The organism is Sphingobium sp. FG11, assembly GCF_057809915.1.
The window spans coordinates 85,813-105,237 of sequence record NZ_JBMDKW010000009.1; the positions used below are offsets into that span (position 1 = coordinate 85,813).

The 19,425-nt window shown below is 61.4% G+C and carries 22 protein-coding genes; 5 read left to right on the forward strand and 17 right to left on the reverse strand.

What is annotated here, in order from left to right:
• Window positions 1-8: 8 nt before the first annotated feature.
• Complete coding sequence (locus ACODSN_RS09825; protein ID WP_489054998.1) at window positions 9-431, reverse strand: SRPBCC family protein; 423 nt, start codon at window positions 429-431, stop codon at window positions 9-11.
• A complete protein-coding gene (locus ACODSN_RS09830; RefSeq protein ID WP_489054999.1) occupies window positions 428-1,339 on the reverse strand; it encodes a TIGR03619 family F420-dependent LLM class oxidoreductase in 912 nt (303 codons plus the stop codon). Before ACODSN_RS09830 ends, ACODSN_RS09825 begins: the two co-directional genes overlap by 4 nt.
• A gap of 290 nt (window positions 1,340-1,629) precedes the next feature.
• Between ACODSN_RS09830 and ACODSN_RS09835 the strand changes: the two genes are divergently transcribed.
• Window positions 1,630-2,388, forward strand: coding sequence for an SDR family NAD(P)-dependent oxidoreductase (locus ACODSN_RS09835; RefSeq protein ID WP_489055001.1), 759 nt, complete (start codon window positions 1,630-1,632; stop codon window positions 2,386-2,388).
• 37 nt (window positions 2,389-2,425) lie between these two features.
• Entirely contained in the window at window positions 2,426-3,175 is a 750-nt protein-coding gene (locus ACODSN_RS09840) for an SDR family NAD(P)-dependent oxidoreductase (RefSeq protein WP_489055002.1), read from the forward strand.
• A 204-nt stretch (window positions 3,176-3,379) separates the two neighbouring features.
• Here ACODSN_RS09840 and ACODSN_RS09845 read toward each other — a convergent pair whose 3' ends face one another.
• A complete protein-coding gene (locus ACODSN_RS09845) occupies window positions 3,380-3,958 on the reverse strand; it encodes a nuclear transport factor 2 family protein (protein WP_489055004.1) in 579 nt (192 codons plus the stop codon).
• A gap of 87 nt (window positions 3,959-4,045) precedes the next feature.
• Complete coding sequence (locus tag ACODSN_RS09850) at window positions 4,046-4,558, reverse strand: SRPBCC family protein (protein WP_489055005.1); 513 nt, start codon at window positions 4,556-4,558, stop codon at window positions 4,046-4,048.
• A gap of 219 nt (window positions 4,559-4,777) precedes the next feature.
• On the opposite strand from ACODSN_RS09850, the gene ACODSN_RS09855 reads away from it, so the two are divergent.
• Together ACODSN_RS09855 and ACODSN_RS09860 are read left to right on the forward strand one after the other, a co-directional pair.
• Window positions 4,778-5,443 carry a TetR/AcrR family transcriptional regulator gene (locus ACODSN_RS09855; RefSeq protein ID WP_489055006.1) on the forward strand — a complete coding sequence of 222 codons (666 nt, stop codon included), beginning with the start codon at window positions 4,778-4,780 and terminating at the stop codon, window positions 5,441-5,443.
• 138 nt (window positions 5,444-5,581) lie between these two features.
• Window positions 5,582-6,007: a nuclear transport factor 2 family protein gene (locus tag ACODSN_RS09860; RefSeq protein WP_489055008.1), complete on the forward strand. Its 426-nt coding sequence runs from the start codon at window positions 5,582-5,584 to the stop codon at window positions 6,005-6,007.
• Between the two features lie 96 nt (window positions 6,008-6,103).
• On the opposite strand, the gene ACODSN_RS09865 is transcribed toward ACODSN_RS09860, so the two are convergent.
• The 3 genes from ACODSN_RS09865 to ACODSN_RS09875 all read right to left on the reverse strand — a co-directional run bounded on the left by ACODSN_RS09865 (window position 6,104) and on the right by ACODSN_RS09875 (window position 9,537).
• Window positions 6,104-7,429 carry an NtaA/DmoA family FMN-dependent monooxygenase gene (locus tag ACODSN_RS09865; protein WP_489055010.1) on the reverse strand — a complete coding sequence of 442 codons (1,326 nt, stop codon included), beginning with the start codon at window positions 7,427-7,429 and terminating at the stop codon, window positions 6,104-6,106.
• A gap of 427 nt (window positions 7,430-7,856) precedes the next feature.
• Window positions 7,857-9,017, reverse strand: a complete 1,161-nt coding sequence (locus ACODSN_RS09870; protein WP_489055011.1) for an acetyl-CoA C-acetyltransferase — start codon at window positions 9,015-9,017, stop codon at window positions 7,857-7,859.
• 151 nt (window positions 9,018-9,168) lie between these two features.
• Window positions 9,169-9,537, reverse strand: coding sequence for a PilZ domain-containing protein (locus tag ACODSN_RS09875; RefSeq protein ID WP_489055012.1), 369 nt, complete (start codon window positions 9,535-9,537; stop codon window positions 9,169-9,171).
• A gap of 137 nt (window positions 9,538-9,674) precedes the next feature.
• Here ACODSN_RS09875 and ACODSN_RS09880 point away from each other — a divergent pair, with 137 nt between their 5' ends.
• The gene (locus tag ACODSN_RS09880; protein ID WP_489055013.1) at window positions 9,675-10,352 is read left to right on the forward strand and encodes a glutathione S-transferase family protein; all 678 of its coding nucleotides are present in this window, start codon (window positions 9,675-9,677) and stop codon (window positions 10,350-10,352) included.
• Window positions 10,353-10,381: 29 nt separating this feature from the next.
• Here ACODSN_RS09880 and ACODSN_RS09885 read toward each other — a convergent pair whose 3' ends face one another.
• From ACODSN_RS09885 to ACODSN_RS09930, 10 genes are all read right to left on the reverse strand, one after another.
• On the reverse strand, window positions 10,382-10,753 hold the full coding sequence (locus ACODSN_RS09885) for a hypothetical protein (protein ID WP_489055015.1): 372 nt from the start codon (window positions 10,751-10,753) through the stop codon (window positions 10,382-10,384).
• A 203-nt stretch (window positions 10,754-10,956) separates the two neighbouring features.
• Window positions 10,957-12,258, reverse strand: a complete 1,302-nt coding sequence (locus ACODSN_RS09890; protein WP_489055016.1) for an MFS transporter — start codon at window positions 12,256-12,258, stop codon at window positions 10,957-10,959.
• Window positions 12,255-12,878 (reverse strand): retropepsin-like aspartic protease family protein, encoded by a 624-nt coding sequence (locus tag ACODSN_RS09895; RefSeq protein WP_489055017.1) that lies wholly within the window; start codon window positions 12,876-12,878, stop codon window positions 12,255-12,257. The genes ACODSN_RS09890 and ACODSN_RS09895 overlap by 4 nt, the downstream gene beginning before the upstream one ends.
• On the reverse strand, window positions 12,878-13,669 hold the full coding sequence (locus ACODSN_RS09900; protein WP_489055019.1) for an MBL fold metallo-hydrolase: 792 nt from the start codon (window positions 13,667-13,669) through the stop codon (window positions 12,878-12,880). The genes ACODSN_RS09895 and ACODSN_RS09900 overlap by 1 nt, the downstream gene beginning before the upstream one ends.
• The gene (locus tag ACODSN_RS09905) at window positions 13,666-14,454 is read right to left on the reverse strand and encodes a TatD family hydrolase (RefSeq protein ID WP_489055090.1); all 789 of its coding nucleotides are present in this window, start codon (window positions 14,452-14,454) and stop codon (window positions 13,666-13,668) included. The genes ACODSN_RS09900 and ACODSN_RS09905 overlap by 4 nt, the downstream gene beginning before the upstream one ends.
• 19 nt (window positions 14,455-14,473) lie before the next feature.
• A complete protein-coding gene (gene metG, locus ACODSN_RS09910) occupies window positions 14,474-16,042 on the reverse strand; it encodes a methionine--tRNA ligase (protein ID WP_489055021.1) in 1,569 nt (522 codons plus the stop codon).
• A 77-nt stretch (window positions 16,043-16,119) separates the two neighbouring features.
• Window positions 16,120-17,091, reverse strand: coding sequence for a DNA polymerase III subunit delta' (locus tag ACODSN_RS09915; protein ID WP_489055023.1), 972 nt, complete (start codon window positions 17,089-17,091; stop codon window positions 16,120-16,122).
• The gene (tmk, locus tag ACODSN_RS09920) at window positions 17,088-17,714 is read right to left on the reverse strand and encodes a dTMP kinase (protein WP_489055024.1); all 627 of its coding nucleotides are present in this window, start codon (window positions 17,712-17,714) and stop codon (window positions 17,088-17,090) included. Before tmk ends, ACODSN_RS09915 begins: the two co-directional genes overlap by 4 nt.
• Window positions 17,711-18,874: a D-alanyl-D-alanine carboxypeptidase family protein gene (locus ACODSN_RS09925; protein WP_489055026.1), complete on the reverse strand. Its 1,164-nt coding sequence runs from the start codon at window positions 18,872-18,874 to the stop codon at window positions 17,711-17,713. The genes tmk and ACODSN_RS09925 overlap by 4 nt, the downstream gene beginning before the upstream one ends.
• A 45-nt stretch (window positions 18,875-18,919) precedes the next feature.
• Window positions 18,920-19,420, reverse strand: a complete 501-nt coding sequence (locus tag ACODSN_RS09930) for an SPOR domain-containing protein (RefSeq protein WP_489055091.1) — start codon at window positions 19,418-19,420, stop codon at window positions 18,920-18,922.
• Window positions 19,421-19,425: the final 5 nt, after the last annotated feature.

Sequence of the window (19,425 nt, forward strand, 5' to 3'; positions counted from 1 at the left end):
CAGACAGATCAGCCAGTCGCGCCGACTGCCGCTCTGAGATGTTCGATCCGGTCGCGATAATAATGCTCCAGATAGTCGTCCAGCGCCTTCGCGTCGGGCCGGGCCGGATCGACCCCGGACGTCCAAGCCAGCTCGGTGGACCCGTCCTGCGCCGCGATCAGGCTGATGGCGCCATTGAGACCGATCGCTGACGGGTTGCTGCCATCGATGACCGCGTAATGGAGGATATGCTGGTCATTATCGAGCCGCTCCAACCGCTCGGCCGCCCAGCTGTCGGCAAAATGAACCGTCCGAACGGCGCCTTCTCCGGTTCCTTCCGTGTCGCACCGCTCGACCAGCGGATGCCAGCGGCGCAGATTGGGGAAGTCGGATATCATGGCCCACACATCGTCCAGCGGGGCGGCAATGGTGGCGTTGATCGAAACTGTCATGATGCTGCTCCATGGTACAGGCAGTGCGCGAGGGCGTCGGCGATTTTCATGATGGCCGACTTGACGGCGCCGGGCCTGCGGCAATTGAGCGCGAAGATAATTTCGGTCGCGCCCGCCGCCTGATAATGTTCGACCACTTGCTCGATATCGCCGGGCCGGTCGACGTCGATCGCTGCTTTCCGTTCGCTTTCGGTCATGCCTTCGTCCGCAAAGGCGATATTGATGCGCATGCTGGCCGCGATCGAGTCCGCTGGCCTGCCGATCGCGGCGGCTTGTGCCCGGATTTCCCCGAGCATGCGCCCAAATTCGTCCGGGGTGACGGCGACCCCCTGCCACCCTTCGGCGACGCGCGCCGTCCGCTGCAAGGCGGCTGGACTGATCCCGCCCACCCAGATCGGTATGGCCGTGCCATAAGGTTTGGGCGAGCTATGCACATCCGAAAATGCCCAGTTCTTACCCGCATGATCGGCGGATTCCTGCGACCACAGCTTTTGCATGATGGCGATCGCCTCGTCGGTCAGCGCGCCTCGCTTGTTCCAGGGGATGCCGAGCGCCTCAAATTCTTCCGGCACATTGCCGATGCCCACGCCGAGGATGGCGCGTCCTTTTGAGAGGTGATCGAGCGTGGCAAAATATTTGGCCACGAAAAACGGACTATGGAATGGAATGACGAGGACCGAGGTGCCGAGCATCACACGGGACGTTTTCACCGCTAAAGCGGAAAGGACAGACAAGGCGCTGTAATAGGGAGCCTCGCCGATGCGATCACGCACATAGCTGACGTTGGTGAGATGCTCCGAGGTCCAGAGCGAGTGAAACCCCTGCTGTTCCGCCAGCACGCCGATCTCGATCAGTTCGCTGACGTCGGCGATACCCCAGTTGTTGGGAATGGATAGGCCGATCTTCAATCCACAACTCCATTTTATGGGGCCGCCGCGATCTCCCAGGACAGCAATCAAAAGTCCCACCGCGGCCATTAAATTCGTCGCTCGCCCGGAGGCACGGCCAACGTCGGAGGAAGGATTACTAAGCCCGCTGCGATAGTGTCAAGCGGCCCGGCAACCGTCGCTCGGGTCCGCAAGGCAATGGTGTTGACTTGACTAGGACACGCATACTATTGCAGGCGGGAAGATGGCTTCGAGACCGTCGTTGGCAAGCATATGGCCAGCGGCCAGAACAATATGGAAGAGGATCGACCATGCGTGGCTTGCGGGATAAGGTAGCGATAGTAACCGGAGCGGCGTCTCCCATCGGGATGGGCTTTGCCACCGCGACCAGGCTGGCCGAGGAGGGCGCCCGCGTCGTCCTGACCGACATCAATCATGCCGAGGTGATGAAGCGGGCGGCCGAATTGCAGCAGGCAGGCCACCGGGCGATTGGGCTGGCCCATGACGCCACGGATGAAGCCGCGTGGGATGAAGTGCTGCGCGCGACCAAGGCCGAATTCGGTGCGCTCGATATTCTCGTAAACAACGCTGCGATCAGCAAGGTCAGTCCGATCGTCGACACGACTCTGGACGACTGGCGCCACATAATCGACGTGAATGGCGGCATGACCTTCCTGGGTTGCCGGATGGCCGCGCGCGAAATGCAGGCGACCGGAACGCGGGGTGCGATCGTCAACGTTTGCTCGACCGCGTCGATCGTGGCGGGCGAAACCGGCGGCGCCTATTGCGCGAGCAAGGGTGCCGTTGAGATGTTGACCAAGGTGCTGGCGATCGAAACGGCCCGACATGGCATCAGGGTCAATTCGGTGCACCCTGGCTATACCGCGACGGCCATGTTGGGGGACGCGACCGACGAAGGCCATTTTGCTGATGTCGTCAACAGTATCCCCGCTGGCCGTCTGGGCCAGGCATCGGACATGGCGGCGGCGATCGCCTTTCTTGCGTCGGAGGATGCGCTCTACTGCAACGGCAGCGCGCTGGTCGTAGATGGCGGGTTTACCGCGAAGTAAGATCCATAATCAGAACTGAATTACAAAAGGGCCGTCCATGTTCGATCTTACAGGCAGGGTTGCGATCATCACCGGCGGTGCGAGCGGCATCGGCGCGGCTGCGGTCCGCATGTTCCACGAATTGGGTGCGAGCGTCACCCTGGGCGATATCCAGACCGAAGCTGGCGAGGCGCTCGCCAGCGAATTGGGCGACCGGGTCCGTTTTTCGCGCCTGGACGTCAGCAAGCAAGCCGACTGGGAACGCACGATCGAGGAAACCGAAGCGGCGTTTGGGCCGGTGAATGTTCTGGTAAACAATGCGGGTCACTCGGGTCATTGGAAGCCGGCGTCGGAACTGGCGCTGGAAGAATTTCGCCTGGTGTGCGCGATCAACCAGGACGGCGTATTCCTGGGCATGAAGCTGGTTCTGCCATCGATGATCCGCGCGGGTGGCGGCTCCATCATCAACAATTCTTCCGGCTATGGGCTGGTCGGAGCGGCCAACAATCTCGATTATTGCGCTTCCAAATTCGCGGTGACAGGCATGACCAAGGCCGCCGCCATCGAATTCGCGCCATCGAAGATCAGGGTCAATTCGGTTCACGCCGGGGTGGTGCTGACGCCGATGGTCAGGGACACGATGAGCCGGTTGGGGGCGGACGGGGACGCTTTCATCGCCCGGATGCCGCTGAATCGTGGCGCTGAGCCGTCTGAAATCGCCAGTGTGTTTGCCTTCCTGGCCTCGGACGCGGCCAGCTTCGTGACGGGCGCAGCTCTTCCGGTCGATGGCGGGCTGACGGCTCAATAGTTCCTCGCGGGCGAGGGCAGGGCCGTCGTCACGGTCTTTCGTCCCCCGCCCGTCAGAGCGCCAGGCTTATCTGCTCGGTGGTTGAGATGTCTCTGCGGTTGGTGTTGCTATCGACGGGCACCCGCGCATTACGCTCTGTCTGACAGGGCGGTCACAAGCGCAGATGTCATCTTCCTGTAATGATACGGCCGTTCGATTCAGCCGTTACCGCGCATAGACCGGATCGCTCCTGTCTCTGGATGAGCGGTGTTGCAGCAGGTCATACTGCCCGCTGTGCCTGATCCCGGTATACAGCAACGCCCGGTTCCATTCAGGGACGATCTTGCGCTCCATGATGCGCCATTCGCCCTGCCTGCGTTCGAAGATATCGATGTAGCGACCGCCGAACGTAAATTCGATCACGTCATCATTTTTAAAACCGGCGGCTAGCGCATTGGCTTCACCCATCAGGGCTGCGCGGCTCTCATGGGTCGGATGGGATAGATGAAAGGCCGTCAAATGGGATTCGACGAACGCCGTGTCCCCCGCGAATTCGATCAGAATGTTGGAAATGCTGTGCTGGCTCGCCTCCCGCATATTGGGGATCAGCGTTTCAAACAGATGCGGTATTATCGTCAGCGCGGGTCCTTCGGCCGGTCCGCCGTGAAACCTGCCCTCGTCCCAGAATGTGGTTTTGAAAAGAGCAATATCCAGCCTGTCGGCCGCCCGACAGTATCGATGAATGACGTCGATAATCTGCTGACGATCACATAGCTCGGCGATTTCGCCGGAACGACTATCCATCTTCAAATTCCGGCACTTACAGGATGTGGTCCGATCCGATCGGGCCACATCCTCTCGCTCTGAAAAACTTTGATCGGCTAAGTCGCCTCAGGCGGCGCTTTTCGCGGCCTTCGCGCGCGTGAAATATTTGTCCAGACTGTTGGCGATCGAGACATAAACACCCTGCAACGTCGAGCCGTACAACTCGCCATTTTCGGCCGGAATGACGTCGAAATTGGAAGAGATGGTCATCATGCAACCGCCATCGTCCGTTTCGTCAAATGCCCAGGTCGCCATATAATTGCGAATTCCCGGTACGAAATCGTCGGTCGCGTCATAATAGAGCCTATGCGCAACCTTGTCTTCGACCAGCAGGACTTCGCGATTTTCTTCCGGCCCGCCATTCTTGACCGCGCCTTCACCGCGCGACATGACCCGCGTGCGTGGCACCGCGCCTGGCTCGCCTTCCAGCCAGCTATCCATCATCTTGAGATGGTCGGGATTGGTGTCGTCTTCATACCAGGCGAGGCTGCCCCAGTCGGTCACAAGCGCCCAAACGTCCTCGATATTCCCGTTGACCTTGCCCTGATGATATCCTGAAAATCTATACACCTTAGCCACAGGCATTCTCTCCACCATGAAATCCAAACCACCGATCACCGTCGCGTCGCGCGAGGAGCGGGGCCATTCCTCTTCCCTAGAATTCTAAGAGCGTCCGTTCAATATTGTTTCGATGAGACGACCTTTACGCAACCGCCAGCCGCCGCTACCCTCTGGTTGACGCGCCGGGCGCGTATGATATGACTAGGTCCTAAACACTAACCGCGACGGGATAATTGGTTGAGCGGCGAATCCACTCCTGAACGCATTTTATCGACCGCGCTTAAGCTTTTCAACAGCAACGGCGTGGACCGCGTCGCCATTTACAAGATCGCGTCGAACCTGGGGATCAGCCCTGGAAACCTGACCTATCATTTCGCCAAAAAGCAGGACATCATCTATTCGCTGATAGATCGTCTGGAAATCGAGGCGGCGCAGGTGTTCGCAGCGCCTCGCGTGCCGGGCGCCCGGCCGCTGGCGGAATATATCGTGCAGCTTTTCAGCCTGATGTGGCGCTATCATTTCTTCTTTGAATCGCTCACCTACTTTACGGCGACCGATCCTCATCTTGCCGAAAGCTATCGCAGGATCATGGCAACCGCGATCTCCGGCTCCATCCAGCGGATCGAGGATGCGATAGCCTGTGGCGAAATTTCGCCATTTACCGCTCCCAACAGCCCGAAGATACTGGGCGAGAATATGTGGGCTATCTGGGTGAACCGTCTGGGCGCCGCGAGATCAGGTCATGATGAAAATTGTGATGGCCTGATCGCGATCTATGACTGTTGCATTCATCATATCAGCCTTATTCAGCCCTATGCGAGCAAGACATATATTTCCAAGCTGCATGAGGCGGTTGAGGAGCTTCTCGACGTCGATAGAAATGCATTTAGCCGGGTCAGATAGGCACTTGCTTGCCGGCGGCGCGCCCGCAGCAACCAGATCGGAATATCTAATGCGTTTTCGCTGCCTTGGCGCTCCATTGAGCGGTAGCCATCTTGACGGCGCCTGACGCAAGAACAGGAATTTAAGGAGAAGGTGAAGATGAGCGCAGATGACCGCCTGGCGATCCAAGAGCTGAACTATAAATACGCTTATTATGTCGATAGTTTCGAGCCGGAGAACTGGGCCAACATATTCGCGCCGAACGGCGTTCTCGACGAAAGCGCTTTTTTTGCCGATGCACGCTTTGAGGGCCGCGATGCGATCCGGGCGTATGGCGAGAAACTCGTGGCCAATGTCGACACTATCGTCCATCTTATGACGAACCAGATCGTCGTCGATCTCACGCCGACGACAGCACGCGGCACTGCTTTCGCCCTGGTCGAGACTCAGCGCAAAAGTGGCGAGCGGCTGCGTTTTCACGTCAAATATGAAGATGAGTATGTGAAGATCGACGGCACCTGGCTGATCGCGCACAAGACGCTGCGCAAATCCTTCGCGCCGGAAGACGTCAAGGCTGCGGAGTGAAACGGCGATAGCTACCGATAGGCGGCGAGGCTAATCGGCAGGGGCAGGGGGCAGGCGCATTTCAAGCGCGCTTGCCCCCCCCTGCGCGGACATCCGTTAGCGCTGAATGCGCGGATCGATCCCATATTGCGGTTTCGCGCCCAGATGGTCGCGCAAAGTCGCGCCCTCATAATCGCCGTGGAACAGCCCGCGCTGTTGAAGGATCGGCACCACTTCGTCGACGAAAGCGTCGACGCCGTCCTCATACACATCCACCGAAATCCAGAAACCATCCACCGCGCCCGCTTCGAACCATTGCTGCATATGGTCCGCGACATCGGATCCGGGGCCGGTGATGGCCGGGTGATAATCGATCACGCCATGCGCGAGAATATCGCGAAGCGACCAGCCTTGCCGCGCGATTTCCAAGGCATTGGCCGAACGGGGATCAAAGGGTGAAGGGCGGGCGGCGGCCAACTGCGGCTGCGAAAGCGGCTCGTCCAGCGCGTGATGATCGAGGTTGAGGCTGAGCATCTGCCCGAGATAGGCGATCCGCTGCGGGAAAGTCTGCTGGGTGAGCGCAATCCGCCGATCCAGCGCCGCGCGCTTTGTGGGGGCTATAGTCGACATCACGCCGGCAAAGAATTTGACTTGGTCCGGGTCGCGCCCCACCCGTGCGGCGGCCTCGCGAAGTGTGGCGCGCTGGGCGCGGGCATCCTCGATCGTATAGGTCGCGCCGATGACGCCACTGGCATAGCGGCCCGCAACCTCCGCCCCGTTCGCGCCCCCGCCGGCCTGAAAGATCACGGGCTGGCCCTGCTCGGATGGGGGCAGGGGCAGGGGGCCGCGCGACCCGACATGACGTCCGCGCAGATTGATGGGCTGAATTTTGCCGGGGTCCGCGAACCGCCCCGAAGCGGCATCATGGATCCAGGCGTCCTGTCCCCAGCTTCCCCACAGCGCCTGCACCAGTTGAATGGTCTCGTGCAGCCGCTCATATTTCTCCGCGCGCGGCGGCAGGTCCCGGCCGTAATTTGCGGCGGCGATCGGATCGCCGGTCGGCACGGCATTCCAGCCGGCCCGTCCGTGGCTCATAATGTCCAACGCCTTGAACTGTCGCGCGAGATTATAGGGTTCGGTGAATGTGGTCGATCCTGTGGCGACCAGGCCAATTCGCGCAGTTTCGCGCGCGATCGCCGCAAATGTCAGCATGGGATCGAGCGTAACCATCGGCGCTTCAGTCGCGATATCGCCCATCAACGCCGGGAAATCGGGCAGGAACAGGAATTGCAGCTTTCCCCTTTCGGCCGCCTGCGCATAGCGCACGACATTGTCGAAGTTCGTATAGCCTTTGGGATCGACCCCCGGCATGCGCCACGCGCCGGGCTGAGAACCATAGCCATTGCCAAGGTGCATACCGATAAGCATTTGTTTTTTCGACATGAAATATCCTGAGGCATTGGCTGCCGCGTTGTTCCGAACGCATTTACGCGTGCAGCAACGCCGCTGAAATTAGGAGATGGTCTCCGCTGATCGCGGCCATATGGAGAGAGTCTCCGTTATGCAAGGAGACCGCTATGACCAGCCCGCAAGCCCGAGAGGCGCGAGGGAATGCCCTGGAAAATAGCGCGTAAATTCCGAAGGTCGCGCGTCAGCTTCTTGCCGATCACGGCCTGGAAGCCGCGCGCCGCGCGATGCTGAACGAAGGCTGGCATCCGCGACCGGCGAGCCTTTCGCGCAAGAGGAGCAGTAGCCTTGGGTCATCGGATCGGAAATCCCGGCTTAGGGGACGACTCATCGATAACCGGGCATCACTCATGGTACAGGCCAGCGTCCGCGATCCATTGCGCGGACGCTGGCCTGCATAGCATTACAGCGCTTCGACGATCGTGACGTTCGACTGGCCACCGCCTTCGCACATGGTTTGCAGGCCATATTTGCCGCCCCGCGCACGCAAAGCATGCACGAGGGTCGCCATCAGCTTCGCACCCGAAGCGCCCACCGGATGGCCGAGCGCGATCGCGCCGCCATTGACGTTCATCTTGAGCGGATCGACGCCCGTATGCTTCAGCCAGGCGAGTGGCACGGGCGCGAACGCCTCATTGACCTCGAACAGGTCGATATCATTAATGTGCATGCCCGCGCGCTTGAGCGCCTTGTCCGTCGCATAGAGCGGTTCTTCGAGCATGATGATCGGGTCGCCCGCGGTTACGGTGAAGCTCGCGATCCGCGCGATCGGCGTCAGGCCATATTCCTTCAACGCCTTTTCCGACACGATCATGACCGCCGAAGCGCCGTCGGTGATCTGCGACGATGTGGCCGCCGTGATCAGGCCGCCGTCCAGAACCGTTTTTACCGTGGCCATGCTTTCAAGCGACGCATCCCAGCGAATGCCTTCGTCCTTGACGTGGATGTCCGCCGATCCATCCGCCAGGGTAATCGCAATCGGCACGATTTCGGCGTCGAAGGCGCCGCTGGTGGTCGCAGCCATCGCACGCTTGTGGCTTTCCAGCCCGAACGCATCGAGATCCTCGCGCGTGAAGCCCCATTTTTTGGCGATCATTTCCGCGCCGCCGAACTGGCTGAAATCCTTCACACCATAGCGGTCGCGAATCGCCTGCACCATCGGCGTCTTGCCTTCGGCGCTGTTGGTCGCGGCGCCCAGCGGGACGCGGCTCATGCTCTCGACCCCGGCCGCGATCACGACATCCTGCGTGCCCGACATGATCGCCTGCGCCGCGAACTGGACCGCCTGCTGCGACGAGCCGCACTGGCGGTCGATCGTCACCGACGGCACGGAGTCCGGCAGTTTCGAGGCGAGCACGGCGAAGCGCGCGATCTGGCGCGACTGTTCGCCATATTGCGTCACGCAGCCCAGAATGACGTCATCGATGACTTCGGGGGGAATGCCTGTCTGCGCGACCACGGCGTTCAAAACCTCGGCGGCCAGCTCAACCGGATGGCGGCCAGACAGGCGTCCATTGCGCCGTCCGCCAGCGGTTCGAACAGCAGACACGATATAGGCGTTCATAGAGACATATTCCTTTGCTAACCGGACTCACCCGCGAGCGCTCTCGACGATGCGACGCTATAGACCCATCGCACGTGCGTGCAAATCCCTAGGTCCTATATACTGTTTGAAGCCCGGTAACCAAGGAGCATAGTGCGCAGTTGCTGGTACGCTAGGCATATCGCCGGAACGAAATCTGCGTGATATTTACCGGTGACGGCTCGCGCGGGGAGATTTCGCGAATGGAATGGCGGCGAATGAACGCCACCGGATCGACCTCACGCGCCAGCAAAACGCCGCATTTATTGTCGCCCAGCCAGATGATCGTGGCGCATATCTCCAGCCCCTCGGCGATGATCGATATGCGGGTGCCAACCGGCGGGAAGCAGAAACCCTCCAACTGAGCGCCATAGATGGAAATATCTCGAATCGTGGCGTATTCGTACAAGCCGTCCCACAGAACGGTGCATGAGATGCTCGCAGATTGCCGCCGTTCCTTGCGCCACTCTGGCTTCAATCGATAAGGCGTCGCCTGCTGCATGGGTCTCTCCCTTATTATTCTTATCCCCGTGGAACAATTTGCGCCCCAAATTCCTTCCGTCAGATGAGTATAACTCGTTACGCTAGCGTTCATCATCTGACGAAATTGTCGTCATCCGGAACCGAAAGGAAGGGGCTTTGAGCGGGCTTACCATCTGGACCTTCGATTGGGTTCCTCAAGGCGCGCGTGGTTTCGTGCGCGACCTGCGACTCAGATGGGCGTGTGAGGAAGCGGGCCTTCCCTATGTGGTGCGAACGGTTGCGTTCGATGGCCGCGAAACCAATCATCTGGCGGATCAGCCATTTGGCCAGGTCCCCTTTCTGAAGGACGGGGACGTAGAGATATTCGAAAGCGGTGCCGGGCTGCTTTACCTAGCGCGGAAAAGCGACACCCTGATGCCGCGCGATCCCGTCGGAGAGGCCGAGACATTGCAATGGACGATCGCGGCGCTCAATTCGATCGAGATGGTTACCGTGCCGTGGTGGTTTCTGAAGCTATATGGCGACGCTCATAACGGCCTGACCGAGTGGATGGGGCAGCGCCTTGACCATATGGAAAGAATTTTCGGCGAGCGGGAATGGCTTGCTGGGGCGCGCTTTACCGTCGCAGATCTGGTGATGGCGGATACGCTGCGCATTACGGACGTCCGCGCTGTAGGCAACCGACCCGCGACCGAAGCTTATGTCACGCGCGTGACGGGCCGTGCTGCATTCAAGAAGGCCTCGGCTGATCAGATCGCTCATTTTGAGGCGGCCGACCGAAATAGACAGGAAACGCGCGTTGATAATGAAAGTCGTGATAGGACAGGGGCGTGAGGGGCCGGCCAGCGCCGGGTGATTAGCCGTCAGCCTGCCATCCGGAGCCAGTTTTCCGCTTCTTCCGGGGTAAGGAAGGCCCCAAGGCGGCTATCGTCGCCCAGAACGCGGCGCGCCTGAAGCTTGGCGAGATTTGATCCGACGACCAGCGCAAAACGATCGTCGGGTCCCCTGAGCATCCGCTCCGGCCGGGTAAAATGTTCCATGACTTCGGGCAGTTGCACGGACATTTTGCTGGCATCAATAAGCAGCAGGAGCCTCGGGAAACGCTTTGCTGCAACGGCGATCAACTGATCGAAATTGGTGTTGAACCGTTGGACATCATCCACCGTAAGCAGACCGTCCTGAAGGTGCGTCGCCCGAACCAGTTGTTTTTGCTCGTCAATTACGAACTCGGGCACGTCATTTCTCCATTACGGCGAAGCGGGCGCGTCCGTGAACCGAGTAATTTCCCGAGTCGAACGGCTCATCTGTCGCCATATGCATCTCTTGTGTCGCATATTCTATGAACATTGATCGGAGGGCGGCAAGTTCGGATCATTATTAAATAATGTTCGATAATATATATTATGTTAAATTATTCGTCGCGTGGTGTCGCTGAACCTCAATCTTCTTGGATCAGGCTATGCGTCCGTGTGTCGCGCATGCGGACATAGACGATGAGCGATATGCCGATCATCGCGCTGACATATATGTAAAAAGCCGATTCCATGCCGGATTGTTTGAACCACAGAGCGACAAATTCCGCCGTGCCGCCAAACAGCGTGTTGGCCAGCGCATACGGCAAAGCCACGCCCAAGGCCCGGATATGCGCCGGAAAAAGCTCCGCCTTCACCACCGCGTTGATGGAGGTATAGCCGGTCACGATAATCAGGCCCGCCATCACCAGCAGACCTGCGGTAACAGCATCCTTTGCGACCGCCAGCGCCGAAAAGATCGGATAGGTGAAGGCCATGCCCAATATCCCGAAGCCGATCATCAGCGGCTTTCGCCCGATCCGGTCGGACAAGGCTCCCGCCAAAGGTTGCAACAGCATGAAAATAAACAGTGTTACTGCATTAATTTCCGACGCCGATTCTCGACTAAGGCCGGTCGTGTTGACGAGGAATTTCTGCATATAGATGGAGTAGGCGTAAAAGGCGATCGTGCCCCCGGCGGTCAGTAAGATCACCGTCATCGTCTCGCGCGGATGCTTGGTAACCAGTTCGACGAACCCCGATTTTGGCGCACCTGCGGCCCTGGCCGTGTGGAAGCTTTGCGTTTCGGCAAGGCCGCGCCGCAGCCAGAACACCACGACAGCCAGCGCTCCGCCGATCAGAAACGGAATCCGCCAGCCCCAAGCATCGAGTTGCGCGGGGGCCAGGATCGATTGCAGCGCCAGAAGCACGCAGATCGCCACAAGTTGCCCGGCGATCAGGGTCACATATTGAAAGCTGGAATAGAAGCCGCGCCGATTGCGCCCCGCCATTTCGGAGAGATAGGTGGCGCTCGCCCCATATTCGCCCCCGATGGAAAGCCCCTGCATTAGGCGCGCCAGTACGAGCAGTGCCGGCGCCCCTACCCCGATCAGTTCGTAGCCCGGCGTCACCGCGATAAGCAAAGACCCCGCGCACATCAGCGCGACCGACAGGGTTAAGCCGCTCTTGCGACCATGCCGGTCGGCATAGACGCCCATCAGCCACGCGCCGATCGGTCGCATCAAAAAGCCCACTGCAAAAATCCCCGCCGCGCTCAGCAATTGCGCGGTACGATCCTTGCTCGGGAAAAAATGCGGGGCGAAATAGAGGGTGAAGGCCGAATAGGCATACCAGTCATACCATTCGACCAGATTGCCCGTCGATCCGCCGATAATCGCTTTCAGCCGCTGGCGTTGGCTGGGCGCGGGCACCGCATCGGTGGGGGTCACGGCGTCAGCACCATCTGGCCATCCTGCACGCCCCAGCCTTTCAGCCGCGACAACATGTTCATGCCGATCACATTGACCTCCCCGAAGCTGGGCGACACCACCACATCGAGGTCGCTTATCCCGATCGGCCCCATCGTGAGCGTCGATATGGATGAACGCTTGGCGTCGACCCGTCCATTGGCGGTAAACATGGGCACGCCGGGTGCATTGAGATCGAAATTGAGACCTGCCGCCCGCGCGCTGTTGACGGACAGGGCCGTGATGCTGGCGCCGCTGTCGATCAGAAAACGGGCGGGCGCGCCATTGACCGTGGCTTCGACCCAATAGTGACCGTCGGGCGCCACCGGAATGCGCAGTGCCTGCCCGAGCGCCCGCGCTTGCGGCATGACTGTTGGTGGCCCATCCTTTGGTTCACCCCGGTCGACCATCCTGTCGGCCGGGAAAAACCCATGTTTCTGCCCCAGCGTGAACAGGCCGAACAAAGCGCCGAAGATCACGACCCACAGCAGCGCCATGCGGAACAATCCGCCCAGCGGCATCCTGCGCCCGATCAAGGCCGAGCCGACGATAACGAGCGCCAATATGTACCAGAGGCTCGACATCGTCTGATCCGTCGCCATCAGCCGCGGCCCTCCGCCGTGGCCAGATCGACGACCATGCCGTCATATCCCGGCTCCACGCCCGGCGGCAATGTGGCCCGCAGCGTCGCATAATCCATGCTTTGGTCCATATGGGTCAGGATCGCCTGGCCGGGGCGCGCGGCGGCGATGCCATCGAGGGTCAGCGCCAGATGGGGATGGGTGGGATGCGGCTTCATCCGCAGCGCATCGACCACCCATATGTCCAGCCCGTCATACAGCGCCAGCATCTGCGGCGTCAGGGCGTGAAAATCGGTCGCGTAGCCGATCGAGCGGCCCTTGTGGGAAAAGCGAAAGCCGGTGGAATAGATATCGCCATGGGGCTGATCGACGCAGCTTATGTCGATATCGCCGATGCGCAGGCCGTCGGGCAGGATATGCGGCTCTATCGTCGGATGATAGCCGTTGCGCCCATCGAAGGCGTAAGCGAAGCGCTGCCGCAGGAGCGCGAGCGTTTCGGCGCGGGCATAGCCGGGCACCGGCGCGCGGCGGTGATGATAAAGCTGGCGCACATCATCCAGCCCGTGGCTGTGATCGGCATGATCGTGGGTCCACAGGATCGCGTCGATATGAATGATATCGGCATCGAGCAACTGCATGCGCATGTCGGGCGACGTATCGACCAGGATACGCGTGGTCGGGCTTTCGACGAGGATCGAGACGCGGGTGCGCCGGTTTTTCGGTTCGGTGGGATCGCAATCGCCCCAGTCATTGCCGATGCGCGGAACCCCGGAGGATGTGCCGCTGCCCAAAATCGTGAGCTTGAAGCTCATCGGCGCGCCCCTCCTCCAATTTTGGAGAACAGCGTGTGGAAATTGGCGGAGGTCGCCGCCGCCAGTTCGTCAACACTCTCGCCCCGCAAACCGGCGAGAAAGCGAGCCGTGTCGGCGACATAGGCGGGTTCACAGGGGCGGCCGCGATGCGGCACGGGCGCGAGGAAAGGCGAATCCGTTTCCACCAGCAGCCGGTCGAGTGGCAGGCGCGCGGCCGTTTGCTGAAGGTCCTTCGCGCTTTTAAAGGTCACTATCCCTGAAAGACTGATGTAGAAACCAAGGTCAAGCGCGCCGTCGGCAAAGGCCCCGCTCGCGGTGAAGCAATGGATGACGCCGCTATAGGTCCCCTTCCCCATTTCTTCGCGCAGGATGGTCAGCGTGTCCTCTTCCGCCTCGCGCGTATGGACGATCAGTGGCAGGCCGGTTTCGCGTGCGGCGGCGATATGGGCGCGAAAACTGCCGCGCTGCCGGTCCCGGTCGCTATGGTTGTAATAATAATCGAGGCCGGTCTCGCCGATCCCGACGACGCGGGGATGGGTGGCGCGCTCGACCAGCTTGGCGGTGTCGATGTGCGGATGCTCGTCCGCTTCATGCGGGTGGATGCCGACCGTGGCCCAGACATCGGGTTCGCGCACCGCCGTTGCCAGCACCGCGTCCCATTCGCTTTCGCGCGTGGCGATATTCAGCATCAGGCCGATGCCGGCATGCCGCGCACGTTCCAGCACATTCTGCTGATCCTCCACCAAGCCCTTGTAATTCAAGTGACAATGGCTGTCGATCAATATCGGGTCAGGCAACATCGGATCAGGCATCCGCTTCCGTCAGTTCCAGACGCGGGAATAGCGGCTTGGGTGGGGCCAGCGTAAAGCCGCTGTCGCGAAGCGGGCCGTACCAATCATCGCCGATCGCGCTGTAGCCGCGCTGCGCCGCCGGCACGCCCATATGATCGAGCAGGGCGCTGGCGCTGGCCGGGATGATGGGCAGGATCGCCACGGCCAGCCGGGCGATGGCGATATAGAGCGTCGCCAGCACGGTTTCCATCCGCTCCGGATCGGTCTTGCGCAGGCCCCAGGGCGCCTGCGCATCGATATATTGATTGCAGGCGAAGGCCGCGCGCAACCAGGCGTCGATCGCGATCGACGGCGCCAGATCGTTCATGGCGGCGGGAATATCGGTCCGCACGACGCGATCGATCAGCGCCAGCAAATCAGCATCGGCCGGATCGGCACCATGGATTGCGGGTAGCCGCCCCTCCAGATTCTTCGCGATGAAGCTCAACGTGCGTTGCGCCAGATTGCCAAAAGCGTTGCCCAAGTCGCTGTTAGAGCGTTGCACGATCGCCTCCGCGCTATAGCTGCCGTCATTGCCGAAAGTGACTTCGGACAACAGGAAATAGCGGAGCTGGTCGACGCCGAAACGGTCAGCGAGCGCGATCGGATCGGCGACGTTGCCGACCGACTTCGACATTTTCTCGCCCCGGTTCAGCAGGAAGCCATGGCCGAATATCTGCCGGGGCAAGGGCAGCTTTGCGCTCATCAGGAAAGCTGGCCAGTAAACGGCATGAAAACGCACGATATCCTTGCCGATGATATGCGTGATGTCGCCACCCTCGGCCCAGTAGCGCGCCATCCGCGCGTCGTCGTCAGGATAGCCGCAGCCGGTCAGATAATTGGTCAGCGCATCGACCCACACATACATGACATGGCCATCTGTGCCCGGCACCGGGACGCCCCAGTCGAAACTGGTGCGCGAAATGCTGAGGTCGGAAAGTCCACCCTCGACGAAGCGCATGATTTCGTTCCGGCGGCTTTCCGGTCGAATGAAATCAGGCTGAGTTTCATAGAGTTGCAGGAGTTTTTCCTGATAGTTTGACAAGCGGAAAAACCAGCTTTCCTCGATCGTCCATTCGACCGGCGTGCCCTGCGGCGACAGCTTTGCGCCGCCCTCTCCGTCCACAATTTCCTTTTCATCATAAAAGGCTTCGTCGCGGACCGAGTACCAGCCCTCGTAGCGACCGAGATACAGGTCGCCATTGGCCTCCATTGCCCGCCAGATCGCCTGGCTCGCGCGATGATGATCGGGTTCGCTCGTGCGGATGAAACGATCATGGCTGATATTCAACCTCTCGTTCATTTCCCTGAAATGGCTCGACATTTCATCCGCGAGAGCGCGCGGTTCCATATCGCGCCCACGCGCAGCCTGCGCCATTTTCAGGCCATGTTCGTCGGTGCCAGTCTGGAAGAATACGTCCCGGCCCATCATCCGCTGAAATCGGGCGATGGCGTCGGTGGCGACGACCTCATAGGCATGACCGATATGGGGACGGCCATTGGGATAGCTGATGGCGGTGGTGATCGTGAATGGCTCTGACATGGCCCATCCCTAGCGGCAGAAGCCAGCAGCGCAAAGCCGCTTTTCAGCCCGCGTCGCGCCCGCGCGACGGCTTCAGTTCAACCAGCGTCACGCGCCAGCGCCGCTACATGCCCCGCCAGCTCAAATATCACCGCTCCCGGCTCCAGCGCCAAAATCACCGCGCCTGAGGCCAGTTTCCGCGCCGCCTCCCAATGGTGCAGCGCCTGTCCCAGCGCGGCGCCTGTTCTGTGTCGCGCCGCCTGCGCGATAAAGGCCGGTGCGCGTTCCAGAAAAGCTTCATAACGCGGGCGTGCCGATTTGAGCGACAATTGCTTGACCAGGGCCAGCCGTTCGCGATTGTCCGCATCGCCGTGCGAGGCAAGCGCAAGCAGCGCCTTCTCGATCTCTGCGAGGCTGAGACCTGCATAACGCAGCGCACGACCCGGCGAGCCCTCGCCCGCACGGACGAGCGCTTCGATCTCCGCGGTCGACAGCGTAGGCGCCTCCGCGCGCAGGATGGCGTCCATCGCCTCGTCGGACAAGCCATCGAACCGCAGCGAACGGCAGCGTGACCGTATGGTCGGCAGCAATCGCCCCGGCGCATGGCTGACCAGCAGGAACAACATGCCGGCGGGCGGCTCCTCCAGCGATTTGAGCAGCGCATTGGCCGCCCCGCGCTCCAGATCGTCGGCGCTGTCGATGACGACGATCCGCCGGTTCGATAGCGAAGGCGCCGATTGCATCAGCCGCCCCAATCCCCGCACCTGATCCACGCTGATGTTCCGGGCGGTCACGCCGTCCTTTTCCAGCGGCGCAAGCTCGGCATAATCGGGATGCGCCGCCGCTTCGATCAGGCGACGAACCGGATGATCCACCGGCACCTCCAGCCCCTCGCCCGTAACCTGTGGCCCGGCTGCGTCGGCCAGCAGGCGCATGGCCATAGAGCGCGTGAAAGCGGCCTTGCCGATGCCCCGCGCCCCGCTCAATATCCAGCCATGGTGCAGACGATCGCCCGCCGCCGCGGCCAGCAGCATGCGGGCCTGTGCGTCATGGCCTATGAGCGCCGTCATGGCAGAAGATCGGCCAACGCATCAAGCAGGCGATCCGTAACCGCCGTCGCCTCCCCCGCCGCGTCGATCATCTTCACCCGCTCCGGCTCCATCGCGGCGATCTGGCCGAAAGCCTGCGCGACGTGGCGATGAAAGATGCGATCCCGTCCGCCGATCCGGTCGGCGGCGTTGCCATCGCGCGCATTGGCGCGGGCCTCCGCCTCATTTTCGGGCAGGGTCAGGACCAGCGTTCGATCCGGCAGCACATTCGCGCTGCCGATGCGATGCAGGGTTAGAATATCGGCATCGGTCAGGTCGCCCATGCCCTGATAGGCGCGGCTGCTGTCGAGAAAACGATCCGACACGACCCAGTCCCCGCGACCGAGCGCGGGCAGGATTGTTCGTTCGACATGATCGGCGCGGGCGGCCGCGAACAACAGCGCTTCGGTGCGGGGACTCCAGCGATCCGCGACCCCCGTCAGCAGCAGCTCGCGGATTGCCTCCGCGCCAGTGCTGCCCCCCGGCTCGCGGGTTTCCACGACCTCAAGCCCATGGCCCCGCAAAGCAGCCGCCAGCGCCGCGCGCTGGGTCGATTTTCCGGCCCCCTCGCCCCCTTCCAGCGTGATGAAACGGCCCGGCGTCACCCGAACAGCGACTTGAAACCGTTCCAGAGCCGGCCGAATACGCCAGCGGCGGCGACATCTTCCCCGGCGACCAGCGGCATGACCTGCGGCGGGGTGTCGGGCGTGGACACGATCAGTTCGGCGATCTTCTGCCCCTTGGCGATGGGCGCCTTGATCGGGCCGGTATAGGCGACCTTGACCGAGATGTTGGATGATGCGCTGCGCGGCAAAGTCACCGCCATATTCTGCGGCGCGACGAGCGAGACGGTGCTGGCGCTGCCCTGCTGCACTTCGGCGGTTTCGACGGTCGCACCCTTCCTGAACAGGGGCTGCGCCTTCCACGCCTTGAAGCCCCAGTCCATGAAGCGGACGGATTCGCTGATGCGGCTGTTGAACGTGGGCAGGCCCGCGACCACCATCACGATGCGCCGGCCATCCTGTTCCGCCGATCCGGTAAAGCCGAACCCGGCCTCTTCGGTATGTCCGGTCTTTAGGCCATCCGCGCCGGGAATCTTGCCCAGGATCGGGTTGCGGTTCGCCTGCTGGATGTCCGTCCCGCCCATGGTCTTGCCCCATGTGAAGGAAGGCGTGGCGTAGAATTTCTTGTAGAGTTCCGGCGTTTCCTCGACCGTCGCCTGCGCCAGCCGGGCAAGATCCTCGGCCGTGACATAGGTGACGCCTTCATCGGGCCAGCCATTACTGGTGCCGAAATGGCTGTTGGTCAGCTTGAGGCGCTTGGCCTCCTCATTCATCTGCGCGACGAAGGCCTGTTCGGTCCCGGCAATCCCCTCGGCCAGCACGACGCAAGCGTCATTGCCCGACAAGGTCACGATGCCATGCAGCAGATTTTCGACCGAAACCTGCTCGCCCACGGAAAGGAACATCGTGGATCCCGCCTGCGGCCCGTGCCACTGTTTCCAGGTTTCCGGGCGCACCGTGAATTTGGTGTCGAGCTTGAGCTCGCCGCGCTGGATCAGGCGGAAGGCGACATGGGCGGTCATCATCTTGGCCATGGACGCCGGCGGCATCCGCGTCTCGCCGCCCTTGTCATAGAGCACCGCTCCCGACGACAGGTCCTTCATATAAGCGATCGGCGCCTCGCTCGTATAGGGCGGCGCGGCGGCCGTCAGCGGCTGGGCCATGGCTGCGAGGGCAAGGGCTGCGGCGAGGGTCTTGTTCATGGGACTGCCTTCAAAACGGGATGGATTCGCACAGGACGCGGATGCTTATGGCGTGTCATTAGCCATGATGCGGGCATTCTCAAGACCCTTGGCGGCAACAGAGCGCACAGCCTGTTGCGCCGCAGCCTGCGTTGCGAAGGGACCGAGCCGCACGCGCCAGATTTTGCCTGCCTGTGTCGTGCTTCCGCCGACCTTGCGGGCGAGCGCCTCAGCGCGGGCCTGCGTCGAGAAGGCGGCGACCTGAACCACGTAGCTGCCCGTACTTGTCCGGGGAGCAGCGGGTGGAGAAATCCGCGCTGGCGCTGGCGCGTGCGACGGCGAAGGCGGTGACGCGCCCTCCCCTTCGACGACGAACGGGTCGGACGCAGCCTGCGCCGGTTTCGGCGCGGCGACGGGCGGCGAGGACCGGACGGGCGGCGGCGTAAAGGTGGCGCCGGGGCGGGGCTTGCCCCGTGGCGCAATCGTACTGGCGACGGGTGCGGCGGCAAGGGCTGGCGGAGCCAGACGCTGACGCAGCACGACGAGCAAAGACGCAGGCGTGTCCATGCGCT